The sequence below is a fragment of the Kluyvera ascorbata genome, assembly GCF_023195735.1.
Classification (GTDB): Bacteria; Pseudomonadota; Gammaproteobacteria; order Enterobacterales; family Enterobacteriaceae; genus Kluyvera; species Kluyvera ascorbata.
On record NZ_CP096201.1, the window covers coordinates 1,032,662 to 1,045,049 of the forward strand.

A 12,388-nucleotide genomic window follows, 5' to 3' on the forward strand; every position below is an offset into this window, starting at 1 on the left:
GTGCGTTATGTTTATTTCGCCGCGTCGTTCATCACCTTCGAGAAGGTATCCATCGGGCAGAAGCCGTTAGCATCAACCGGGCAGCCTTTCAGCGACAGCGTGACGCGCTGCGGAGGTGTTTTCAGCGTTAGCGTATCGGCGTTACGCAGCTGATCGGCGCTCTGATAGACATACTCAATCTTCATCAACTCCCGATTTGCTTTCGTATCATGCCAGCGCTGGAACACAATTTTCCCGCCAATCGGCGTACGTTCGTACTGTCCCGGTAGGGTGTAGGCGTTAAAATCGAGCGCCGTCAGCAGCGAAGCAATATTTGAGTCATGGCCGACCAACACCGTGATTTTTGGCGTTTTCGCCGCTTCGGTGACCAGCGCATTATCGATATATTTCACCAGCGGTTTCGCGACGTTGCGCGCCACTTCCGGGGAAGTGAACAGACTGTCCTGATAGCCGTTTTTCAGCTGTGAAAGTACACGCCACTGCTGGTCGGTTTTGATTTCACCCCAGGCTACCTGGTCTAGCGGGAACCCTTCGTAATATTGCAGCGTGAATGCATCGACCAGCGAGTTACCTATCGCCAGCGGCCCTTTCACGCTTGGCTCTTTTTGGTAGTTGGCGCTAAAGCTGTCTTTTGCTTCGGTTAGCGAACACTGCTGTTTCTCTTTGCAGGACGGAGAGTCCTGATAGCGGGCAATCTGCGACAGTAGCTTATAGCTCTCGTCGAGCTGTTCGGACTGCCGCGCTTTCTCCATCGCCTGTACCGCTTTTTCGCGGAATGCTTCAGAGTCGTCGGTGATCACCGGGTTGAATGTTGGGTCCATGGTGCCCATTTTTTCCTGGTGATGGACGACAACGTCACAGCCGGGGAAGGCGCCGTTAATAAAGAACTGGGCGGTAGCGACGGTACGCTGCAGGCTGTTGGCATAGGCGTATACCGTGTCTGGCGCCGGGCATTCACCGCTCGTGACCATGCCCTGCTGTGCCAGCCATTCACGCATGTAGTGGCCCATATAGACTTCGAGCACGCCGCCTTTGGTCGTCAGTTGGCCGCCGGGGACGTCCCACTCAGGCCAGGCGTTCGGCGTCGACTGCTCCAGCACGCTACCGTTAGTCGCTAAGGGTGCACGTAGGTTATGGCGGCTCATCATCAGCACCTGCTGAAGCTGATAGCCTTCGGGTGGGGTTTGCGCCTGACTCAATCCTGAGAACAATAATAGTGCCGGCATCGCTGCGGCGAGAAGCGTTTTCTTCATCCCTTATTCCTCACAATGTATTAACCAACCCAATGATTGTGACAGAACGTCGTCATTTTTCCTGGGCGGATACCGCATTCTGAAAGATTAGGGAAATTAATGTGATAGGAGTAGCAGAAGAGGAAAACGGGGGAGGCGTGAATCGACTCCCCGCTTGCAGGCGTATTTACTCGCCGCGATACACGCAGCCCGCCGTGCAGGTTTCTTTAACCATGACTGCGCTAAGCAGTGGAACAACCGGTTTTACCTGTTCCCAGATCCAGCGGGACAGTACTTCGCTGGTTGGGTTTTCGAGGCCCGGAATATCGTTCAGGTAGTAGTGATCCAGACGATCGTAGGTTGGCTTGAATGCCGCTTTCAGTTCGGCAAAATCCATGATCCAACCGGTATGCGGATCGACTTCACCGGTTATCTCAAGACGCACCATAAACGAGTGGCCGTGCAGACGACCGCATTTGTGTCCTTCTGGCACGTGCGGCAGATGGTGGGCGGCTTCGAAGGTGAAATCTTTAAACAGTGTGGTGGACATCATGAACTCTCAGTATTGCGGAAAAAAACGCCGCATAGTACCCGAATGCACATTTTTCTGCATTAACTAAAACGGCCAAATAGGCGACGAGTACAAGTATTAATCTCCGTGATGATTATTCTTTAATTATATCAACACCTTATTCAACCTGTTTTAGTGCTATTAACTACCAGGAAAACAGGTTAGTCCATTTGGTTATTTGATATTTCTATCACTTCTTTAATTGTTATTATCGACGTCGTTAACCTTACATTCAGTTCTGTTTTTCCTGATTAGAAACAGCTTTGCTACTGGAACATAACGACGCATGACAACACAGTCCCCCCCTTCAGCGTTGCTCCCGCTAAACCCGGAGCAGATGGCACGCCTTCAGGCGGCCACTACTGATTTATCACCAACCCAGCTTGCCTGGGTTTCCGGCTATTTTTGGGGCGTGCTTAATCAGCAGCCTGGCGCGGGCGCAGCTGTTGCCGCACCGGTCGCTGCTGAAGTCCCGAGCATTACGCTTATCTCTGCCTCGCAGACGGGCAACGCTCGCCGCGTGGCGGAAGCCCTTCGTGACGACCTGCAGGCCGCCAAACTGAACGTGAACCTGGTCAACGCCGGGGATTATAAATTCAAACAAATCGCGTCAGAAAAGCTGCTGGTCATTGTCGCTTCCACACAGGGTGAAGGGGAAGCGCCGGAAGAAGCCGTGGCGCTGCATAAGTTCCTGTTCTCGAAAAAAGCGCCGAAGCTCACCGATACCGCCTTCGCGGTGCTGGGGCTGGGCGACACCTCTTATGAATTCTTCTGCCAGGCCGGTAAAGACTTCGACAGCAAGCTGGCTGAGCTTGGTGGTGAACGTCTGCTCGACCGCGTGGATGCTGACGTAGAATACCAGGCTGCCGCCGCCGAATGGCGCGCGCGACTGGTTGATGTGCTGAAGGCGCGTGCGCCAGCTGCGCCTTCCGTTCAGGCGGCGGCGAGCGGTGCGGTTAATGATATTCATTCGAGCCCGTACACCAAAGAAGCGCCATTAACGGCAACGCTCGCGGTGAACCAGAAAATCACCGGCCGTGATTCCGAAAAAGACGTTCGCCATATCGAAATCGATCTCGGTGACTCCGGCCTGCGTTATCAGCCGGGTGACGCGCTGGGCGTCTGGTATCAGAACGACCCCGAGCTGGTCAAAGAGCTGGTCGAGCTGCTGTGGCTGAAGGGCGACGAGCCGGTCACGGTTGACGGCAAAACCCTGCCGCTGGCCGACGCGCTGCAATGGCACTTCGAGCTGACGGTTAACACCGCCAATATCGTGGAAAACTACGCCACGCTGACCCGCAGTGAATCTCTGTTGCCGCTGGTGGGCGATAAAGCGCAGTTGCAGCAGTATGCCGCGACCACGCCGATTGTTGATATGGTGCGTTTCTCTCCCGCTCAACTTGATGCTGAAGCGCTGATTGGCCTGCTGCGTCCGTTAACGCCGCGCCTCTATTCCATTGCCTCCTCTCAGGCGGAAGTCGAGAGCGAAGTGCACGTGACGCTGGGCGTTGTACGCTACGAGATTGAAGGGCGAGCGCGCGCTGGTGGTGCCTCCAGCTTCCTCGCCGACCGCGTGGAAGAAGAAGGCGAAGTCCGCGTCTTCATCGAACATAACGACAACTTCCGTCTGCCGGCTAACCCGCAGACCCCGGTTATCATGATTGGCCCGGGCACCGGTATTGCCCCGTTCCGCGCCTTTATGCAGCAACGCGCGGCCGATGGCGCAGAAGGCAAGAACTGGCTGTTCTTCGGTAACCCGCACTTCACCGAGGATTTCCTCTATCAGGTGGAATGGCAGCGTTACGTGAAAGAAGGCGTGCTGAGCCGTATCGATATGGCCTGGTCACGCGACCAAAAAGAAAAAATCTACGTACAAGACAAACTGCGCGAACAGGGCGCGGAACTGTGGCGCTGGATCAATGACGGTGCCCACATTTATGTCTGCGGCGACGCTAATCGCATGGCGAAAGACGTTGAGCAGGCATTGCTGGAAGTGATTGCTGAATTCGGTGCAATGGACATCGAAGCGGCGGATGAATTTTTAAGTGAGCTGCGCGTTGAGCGCCGTTATCAGCGAGATGTCTACTAATGAGCGAAAAATACCCAGGGCCTTTAGTGGTCGAAGGCAAACTGACTGACGCCGAGCGCATGAAGCATGAAAGTAATTTCCTGCGCGGCACCATCGCGGAAGACCTGAACGACGGTCTGACCGGCGGCTTCCACGGCGATAACTTCCTGCTGATCCGTTTCCACGGTATGTATCAGCAGGATGACCGCGATATCCGCGCCGAACGCGCCGAGCAGAAGCTGGAGCCGCGCCATGCGATGCTGCTGCGCTGTCGTCTGCCGGGCGGGGTGATCACCACTACCCAGTGGAAGGCCATCGACAAATTTGCCGCTGATAACACCATTTACGGTAGCATCCGTCTGACTAACCGTCAGACCTTCCAGTTCCACGGTATTCTGAAGAAGAACGTGAAGCCGGTGCACCAGATGCTGCACTCCGTCGGGCTTGATGCGCTGGCGACCGCCAACGATATGAACCGTAACGTGCTGTGTACCTCTAACCCGTATGAGTCAGAGCTGCACGCCGAAGCCTACGAGTGGGCGAAGAAAATTTCTGAACATCTGCTGCCGCGCACCCGCGCTTATGCGGAGATCTGGCTCGATCAGGAAAAAGTCGCGACGACGGACGAAGAGCCGATCCTCGGTTCAACTTATCTGCCGCGTAAGTTTAAAACTACCGTGGTGATCCCGCCGCAGAACGATATCGATCTGCACGCCAACGACATGAACTTCGTGGCTGTTGCTGAAAACGGCAAGCTGGTGGGCTTCAACCTGCTGGTCGGCGGCGGTCTGTCCATCGAGCACGGGAATAAGAAAACCTACGCCCGTACGGCGAGTGAATTCGGCTATCTGCCGCTTGAACATACGCTGGCGGTTGCGGAAGCGGTGGTGACGACGCAGCGCGATTGGGGTAACCGTACCGACCGCAAAAACGCTAAAACCAAATACACCCTTGAGCGCGTCGGCGTCGATACCTTCAAGGAAGAAGTTGAGCGCCGTGCGGGGATCAAATTTGAACCGATCCGCCCATACGAGTTCACCGGTCGTGGCGACAGAATTGGTTGGGTGAAAGGGATCGACAACAACTGGCACCTGACGCTATTCATCGAAAATGGCCGTATTCTGGATTATCCGGGCCGTCCGCTGAAAACCGGCCTGCTGGAGATCGCGAAGATCCACAAAGGCGATTTCCGCATCACCGCCAACCAGAACCTGATCATCGCTGGCGTACCGGAAAGCCAGAAGGCGAAGGTAGAGAAGCTGGCTCGCGATCATGGTCTGATGAATGCGGTGAAGCCGCAGCGTGAAAACTCCATGGCCTGCGTGTCGTTCCCAACCTGTCCGCTGGCGATGGCGGAAGCCGAGCGTTTCCTGCCGTCGTTTACTGACAAAGTTGAATCCATTCTGGAAAAACACGGCATTCCTGAAGAACACATCGTGATGCGCGTCACCGGCTGTCCGAACGGCTGTGGCCGAGCGATGCTGGCTGAACTGGGGCTGGTGGGTAAAGCGCCGGGCCGCTACAACGTGCATCTGGGCGGTAACCGCATGGGTACGCGCATTCCGCGTATGTATCGCGAAAACATTACGGAAACCGAAATTCTCGCTTCCGTAGACGAACTGGTTGGGCGCTGGGCGAAAGAGCGCGAAGCGGGTGAAGGCTTCGGCGACTTTACGGTGCGTGCGGGCATCATTCGTCCGGTGCTCGATCCAGCGCGTGATTTCTGGGAATAACCTGAATTGCCGGATGGCGGCATAAATGCCTTATCCGGCCTACCGTCTGCGTAGGCCTGATAAGCGAAGCGCCATCAGGCAAGGCATACAGCGAGGAACTTATGTCCAAACTCGATCTAAATGCGCTGAATGAACTGCCAAAAGTCGAACGCGTGCTGGCTCTGGCGGAAACTAACGCCCAACTGGAAAAGCTAAGCGCCGAGGAGCGTGTGGCCTGGGCATTGGAAAACCTGCCCGGTGAATACGTGCTCTCCTCAAGCTTTGGTATTCAGGCGGCGGTAAGCCTGCATCTGGTAAACCAGATTCGCCCGGATATCCCGGTGATCCTCACCGATACCGGCTATCTGTTCCCGGAAACCTATCAGTTTATCGACGAGTTAACGGACAAACTCAAACTCAACCTACAGGTCTACAGCGCGAAAGAGAGCGCCGCCTGGCAGGAAGCACGCTACGGCAAACTGTGGGAGCAGGGCGTTGAGGGCATTGAGAAATACAATGACATCAACAAGGTTGAGCCGATGAACCGGGCGCTTAAAGAGCTCAACGCACAAACCTGGTTTGCCGGCCTGCGCCGCGAGCAGTCTGGCAGCCGCGCGACGCTGCCGGTGCTGGCGATTCAGCGCGGGGTCTTTAAAGTGCTGCCGATCATCGACTGGGACAACCGTACGGTTTACCAATACCTGCAAAAGCACGGTCTGAAATACCATCCGCTGTGGGATCAGGGCTATCTGTCGGTAGGCGATACGCACACCACCCGCAAATGGGAGCCGGGCATGGCGGAAGAAGAGACCCGCTTCTTCGGGCTTAAGCGCGAGTGCGGGCTGCACGAAGGGTAATGACTCTTTACTCTATTTAACGCCTCTTGCTGTATAGCCGGGGGCGTTTTTATTTGTCAGCAACATGTCTCGATACAGATGGCATCTGCAGAAATAATCATATCAGGGATAAAATAGCGTTAGCAGTTCGGAGTAAGCAGATTCGCAACTCTCACCATCTTGGTGAAAGCTTGAGATACCCGATAAGAAGGTTTTTCGGTGGAATGTGAGATGCATGATAATGATTTTTTTAGTCTTTTAAAATCAATGTGTTAATTTTTGCTTTTGAACTCTGAAAGTTGGTAGAAATTAAAGCGGTATAAAAATATAATGAATTCAATTGGTTATTTTTAGAGTGTTCCCCGCGTGAGCGGGGATAAACCGGTAAGGAAGGTTGCCAGGGATGAGCTTGCAAAGTGTTCCCCGCGTGAGCGGGGATAAACCGCTGATTCTGGCGTTGCTCATATCGCGCAATGAGTGTTCCCCGCGTGAGCGGGGATAAACCGTCGCGCCTTATTTCGTGAAAGTGGAAACACTGGTGTTCCCCGCGTGAGCGGGGATAAACCGATAGTAGTCTCTATAGCGTGGATAACCGAGGGGTGTTCCCCGCGTGAGCGGGGATAAACCGCGCTAACGTTCGTCGGCTTTTCCGGTATCTGTGTGTTCCCCGCGTGAGCGGGGATAAACCTAAAAATATACAAAAAGGGATTGTATTGAGGGCGTGTTCCCCGCGTGAGCGGGGATAAACCGCAAGCTGGTCTGAACGGTGATGCTTTCATCGGGTGTTCCCCGCGCCAGCGGAGATGGGTCGAAAGGATGGGTAATTATTCACGCCTCAAATGATTTGGTAAGCATTAATTATAATGAGTCGGTTATTGAGCTATTAATAATAGGCCTTATTACCTGGGCAATACGACTTTAAATGCCATAAAATCACTTTTTCTTTTTGCTAGTTACATTGTAGATGATTAGCATATCCTTTGTTATATATGGTTTAACTATATAGATAAATTTTGTTTTGTGACGATAAATAATACACATCTATTAGTCATATTGAAAAATAATGTAATAGGATGTTTTATATAATGATGTTTTGAGGTATATCAAAAAATAAATATATGAGTTGCCCAATATAGGCAGATATTCTTGTCACCAACTTGAGGCTTTTGTGACGATATTTAAGTATTGGGGAAAAAGCGCACGTGGAGACAAAAACGGTGGCGACGATTATCACCTGCTGTGCTGGCACTCGCTAGACGTTGCTGCGGTCGGGCATTGGATGGTAATAAACAATATTTATTGTATCGACAATTATCTTCAGAAGTTGGGGTTACAAAGTACCGAGCAGGCCGCACATTTTTTTTCCTGGATTCTGTGCTGGCACGATATCGGAAAGTTCGCTCATTCATTTCAACAATTACATCTTCATACCGATTTTCTCTCTTCTGAAGCGCCCTTGCGGCAATATGAAAATATTTCCCATTCGACGTTAGGTTACTGGCTGTGGAATAATTATTTAAGTGAATGTTCAGAATTATTCCCTCTATCTACGTTATCAGCCCGCAAACTTCGCCGAACCATTGCAATGTGGATGCCGCTGACGACAGGGCATCACGGACGCCCGCCAGATGCTATTCAGGAAGTGAACAATTTTCGCCAGCAGGATAAAGAAGCGGCTCGCGACTTTCTTCTGGCGATAAAGCAGCTATTCCCATTGGTTGAGATTCCCGAATATTGGGATGATGACGAAGGCATTGAACAGATTAATCATCTTTCCTGGTTTATTTCAGCTGCGGTAGTCCTCGCCGACTGGACCGGTTCTTCAACGCGTTATTTCCCGCGTATCGCGGAAAAAATGCCCGTTGAGCATTACTGGAAGCTGGCGCTTAGCAAAGCGAAAGAGGCGGTTTCTGTTTTCCCTCCGTCTGCGGAGATTGCCAAATTCTCAGGTATCACCACGCTGTTTCCCTTTATTCAGCATCCCACGCCGTTACAACAGAAAGCCCTGCAATTGGATATTAGCCCTGATGGTGCTCAGTTATTTATTCTGGAGGATGTGACGGGAGCCGGGAAAACGGAAGCCGCGCTGATACTGACTCATCGTTTAATGGCTGCGGGAAAGGCGCGGGGGCTTTATTTTGGGTTACCAACGATGGCAACCGCAAATGCCATGTTCGATCGTCTGGCGGCAAGCTGGTTGGCGCTGTACCAACCGGAATACCGTCCCAGCCTGGTGCTGGCACACAGTGCAAGTGGATTAATGGACCGGTTTAATCAGTCAATCTGGTCAGGTGATTTAGCTGGCTCAGAGGAACCGGACGATTCACAGCCTTTCAGCCAGGGCTGCGCCGCCTGGTTTGCAGACAGCAATAAGAAAGCGCTGCTTGCCGAGGTGGGCGTCGGCACGTTGGATCAGGCAATGATGGCGGTCATGCCGTTTAAGCATAGTAACCTGCGGATGCTGGGGCTAAGTCAGAAGGTTCTGCTGGCTGATGAGATCCACGCTTACGATCAGTACATGTCACGGATCCTTGAAAGTTTGATCGAGAAACAGGCCCGTGACGGCAATTCCACCATTTTGCTTTCAGCCACACTCTCGCAACAGCAGAGAGAGAGGCTGATTGCGGCGTTTGCGAAAGGCGCGAAATGCCGAGCAGAAGCACCGCTATTAGGCTATGACGATTATCCCTGGCTCACCCAGGTTACGCGCTCGAAAGTGGTTTCCTCGCACGTGGAAACCCGTAAAGAAGTTGAACGTAGCGTCAATGTGGGTTGGATACACAACGAACAGGCGTGCATTGAACGTATCGGTCAAGCGGTGCTTCACGGCAGGTGTATTGCCTGGATACGAAATTCCGTTGATGACGCGGTGCGTATTTATCGACAGCTTGTTTCTCAGGGCGTCGTCTCGCCTGAAAATCTGACCCTCTTTCACAGCCGTTTTGCCTTCTATGACCGCCAGAGAATTGAATCTCAGACGCTTGAACTCTTCGGTAAGCAAAGTGCGGCTCAGCGTCGCGGCAAGGTCATTATCGCTACTCAGGTTATTGAACAAAGTTTAGACATCGATCTCGATGAAATGATCTCCGATTTAGCGCCGGTTGATTTACTGATCCAACGTGCTGGACGACTGCAAAGACACATTCGCTATCGCAATGGGCGAGTAAAAACCTCCGGTCAGGATGAACGAGATTCGCCAGCGTTGCTGATTCTTGCACCTGAATGGGATGACTCGCCGCAAGAAAACTGGCTATCCAGCGTCATGCGCAACAGTGCCTATGTTTATCCCGATCATGGTCGTCTGTGGTTGACCCAGCGCGTGCTGCGTCAGCAAGGCGAGATTCGGATGCCGCAGTCTGCCCGACGACTTATTGAGTCGGTATATGGTGAAGACGTTGAAATGCCTGAAGGATTCGCGAAGACGGAACAGCAGCAGGAAGGAAAATTCTACTGCGACCGGGCATTTGCCAAACAGAACCTCATAAATTTTGCACCAGGGTATAGCCCCGAAAGTGGTGATTTACTGCCGGAAAAACTGTCGACGCGGCTGGCTGAAGAGTCCATCACGCTGTGGCTGGCGAGGATTGTCGAAGGGGTCGTGAGGCCTTATGCGCCGGGAGAACACGCCTGGGAGATGAGCGCATTGCGCGTACGTCAGGGCTGGTGGGAAAAACATAAAGACGGGTTTGAACGACTGGAGGGCGAGGCACTGCGCCAGTGGTGTGTAGAGCAACATCAGAATAAAGAATTTGCCGTGGTGATTGTTGTGTCGAATTTAGATTCGTGCGGCTATTCGTCGCATGAAGGGTTAATCGGAAGTATGGAGGTTGAGCAGATACCTGAATGAATAGCTTCTCACTTTTAACAACGCCCTGGCTTCCCGTGCGCTTTAAAGATGGTTCCATAGGGAAGTTGGCGCCCGTCAATCTGGCGGATGAAAACGTGGTCGATATTGCCGCTACACGAGCCGATTTACAGGGGGCTGCCTGGCAGTTTCTGCTGGGATTGTTGCAATGCAGTATCGCGCCAAAAAACCGCAATCGCTGGGAAGATGTCTGGGAAGATGGACTCAGCGCGGATGCCCTGCATCGCGCGCTGGAACAACTGGAACACGCCTTTCAGTTTGGTGGCGAGACGCCTTCTTTTATGCAGGATTTTGAGCCGCTAACCGGGGAGACGGTTTCTATTGCTTCCCTGTTGCCTGAGATTCCTGGTGCGCAGACCACCAAATTTAATAAAGACCACTTTATTAAACGTGGCGTTACGGAGCGCTTGTGCCCACATTGCGCGGCGCTGGCTCTATTTTCGCTACAGTTAAATGCCCCAGCAGGTGGCAAAGGTTATCGTACCGGGCTTCGCGGCGGCGGGCCGATGACCACGCTTATCGAGTTGCAGGAGTATCAGGGGAACCGGCAAACGCCGCTGTGGCGCAAATTGTGGCTCAATGTCATGCCGCAAGATAGCGCCGAAATGCCGTTGCCTGGCTTATACGATGAATCTGTTTTCCCCTGGCTTGCGGCGACCCGTACCAGCGAACAGGCAAATGCCGTCACAACGCCAGAGCAGGTGAGCCCGTTACAGGCATACTGGGGAATGCCGCGGCGTATTCGCATTGATTTCAACACCACTCACTCAGGCCGTTGCGATATCTGTGAAACGGAAAGTGATGCGCTGCTGAGCGGTATGACCGTTAAAAATTATGGCGTCAATTATGAAGGCTGGCGGCATCCGCTCACGCCTTACCGCCTGCCATTAAAAGAAGGTAGTGGCTTCTATTCCGTTAAGCCTCAGCCTGGTGGGCTTATCTGGCGCGACTGGCTGGGATTGAATCACGAAGGGACTTCAGAAAATAACACTGAGTATCCGGCGCTGGTGGTCAAAACCGTTGGCGCGCATAGCCTGAAAGACACCAGGATTGGGCTGTGGGGCTTTGGTTATGATTTCGACAATATGAAAGCCCGCTGCTGGTATGAACACCACTTCCCACTGCTGTTAACTGAAAACCTCATCCCCAGTCTGCGTAAGGCGGCAAATACCGCGTCGCGTAACCTCAGCTTACTGCGTAGTGCGTTAAAAGAGGCCTGGTTTGCTGATGCTAAAGGCGCGCGCGGCGATTTCAGCTTTATCGATATAGATTTCTGGAATCTGACTCAGGGGCGCTTTTTGCAAATGATTCACGATCTTGAAAATGGCTGGGAGCTGGATGACCGGTTGAGCAAATGGCAAACGGATATCTGGCTATTTACCCGCAGCTATTTTGATGACCGCGTTTTTACCAACCCTTATGAAGGGGTTGATCTCAAACGCATCATGATGGCGCGGAAAAAATATTTCACGAAATCGGCGGAGAAGCAGAGTACGAAAGCCGCCAAAGCCAAAAAGCAGGGGGCTGCTGAATGAAAATAGTGAAGGACGATCATAGAGTGACGTTACGTCAGTGGCATGCAGGGCTACAGGAAAAGCGCGGTCTGCGTGCCAGCCTGCGCCACAGTAAAACGGTGACTGACATCTGTCTCTCGGAAGGGTTCCGCTCCCTGCTGATGCAGACCCATACGTTGTGGAAGATCGACGGGCAAGAGTGGCGCTTTACCGCGCTGGGTATTACAGCGGCGTTGGCCGCACACGTTAAATCAATCGATGAGCGACAGACGTTTGCTGCGCAACTGGGCCAGATGACGGGCAATAACCCGGTGATGTCGGAACTGCGTTTTTCCCGCTTATCGGCGGTGAAAACGCCCGACGAACTTTTGCGTCAGTTGCTCCGCGCGGTTCGGTTGCTGAACGGTGCCGTCAACCTGCCTTCTCTGGCGGAGGATGTTTTTCACTGGTGCCGGGAAAACGATGAATGGCTCAACCATATTCGCCGCCAGCAACGACCAACTGAATTTATTCGCGTCCGCTGGGCTCTGGAGTATTACCAGGCCGGTGAAGCAGATTGCGACAATAACAAAGATTAATAAGGACTCTCT

Annotated in this window: 8 protein-coding genes and 1 CRISPR repeat array; of the genes, 6 read left to right on the top strand and 2 right to left on the bottom strand. The window is 52.9% G+C overall.

What is annotated here, in order from left to right; all coding sequences use genetic code 11:
* Nucleotides 1–11: 11 nt before the first annotated feature.
* Together agp and queD are read right to left on the bottom strand one after the other, a co-directional pair.
* Entirely contained in the window at nt 12–1,253 is a 1,242-nt protein-coding gene (gene agp, locus MY052_RS04950; protein WP_123650594.1) for a bifunctional glucose-1-phosphatase/inositol phosphatase, read from the bottom strand.
* A gap of 166 nt (nt 1,254–1,419) precedes the next feature.
* Nucleotides 1,420–1,785, bottom strand: a complete 366-nt coding sequence (gene queD / locus MY052_RS04955) for a 6-carboxytetrahydropterin synthase QueD (RefSeq protein WP_163446301.1) — start codon at nt 1,783–1,785, stop codon at nt 1,420–1,422.
* Between the two features lie 304 nt (nt 1,786–2,089).
* Between queD and cysJ the strand changes: the two genes are divergently transcribed.
* From cysJ to casB, 6 genes are all read left to right on the top strand, one after another.
* Nucleotides 2,090–3,892, top strand: a complete 1,803-nt coding sequence (gene cysJ, locus MY052_RS04960) for an NADPH-dependent assimilatory sulfite reductase flavoprotein subunit (RefSeq protein WP_202217279.1) — start codon at nt 2,090–2,092, stop codon at nt 3,890–3,892.
* The gene (gene cysI, locus MY052_RS04965) at nt 3,892–5,604 is read left to right on the top strand and encodes an assimilatory sulfite reductase (NADPH) hemoprotein subunit (RefSeq protein ID WP_248538308.1); all 1,713 of its coding nucleotides are present in this window, start codon (nt 3,892–3,894) and stop codon (nt 5,602–5,604) included. The genes cysJ and cysI overlap by 1 nt, the downstream gene beginning before the upstream one ends.
* A 101-nt stretch (nt 5,605–5,705) precedes the next feature.
* Nucleotides 5,706–6,440, top strand: a complete 735-nt coding sequence (gene cysH, locus MY052_RS04970; protein ID WP_035892862.1) for a phosphoadenosine phosphosulfate reductase — start codon at nt 5,706–5,708, stop codon at nt 6,438–6,440.
* 334 nt (nt 6,441–6,774) lie between these two features.
* Nucleotides 6,775–7,168: a CRISPR direct-repeat array (repeat unit 28 nt; unit sequence GTGTTCCCCGCGTGAGCGGGGATAAACC).
* A gap of 419 nt (nt 7,169–7,587) precedes the next feature.
* Nucleotides 7,588–10,266, top strand: a complete 2,679-nt coding sequence (gene cas3, locus MY052_RS04975) for a CRISPR-associated helicase Cas3' (RefSeq protein WP_202217281.1) — start codon at nt 7,588–7,590, stop codon at nt 10,264–10,266.
* Nucleotides 10,263–11,819, top strand: a complete 1,557-nt coding sequence (gene casA / locus MY052_RS04980) for a type I-E CRISPR-associated protein Cse1/CasA (protein ID WP_248538309.1) — start codon at nt 10,263–10,265, stop codon at nt 11,817–11,819. Before cas3 ends, casA begins: the two co-directional genes overlap by 4 nt.
* A complete protein-coding gene (gene casB / locus MY052_RS04985) occupies nt 11,816–12,376 on the top strand; it encodes a type I-E CRISPR-associated protein Cse2/CasB (protein WP_202217283.1) in 561 nt (186 codons plus the stop codon). Before casA ends, casB begins: the two co-directional genes overlap by 4 nt.
* The last annotated feature ends 12 nt before the right edge of the window (nt 12,377–12,388 follow it).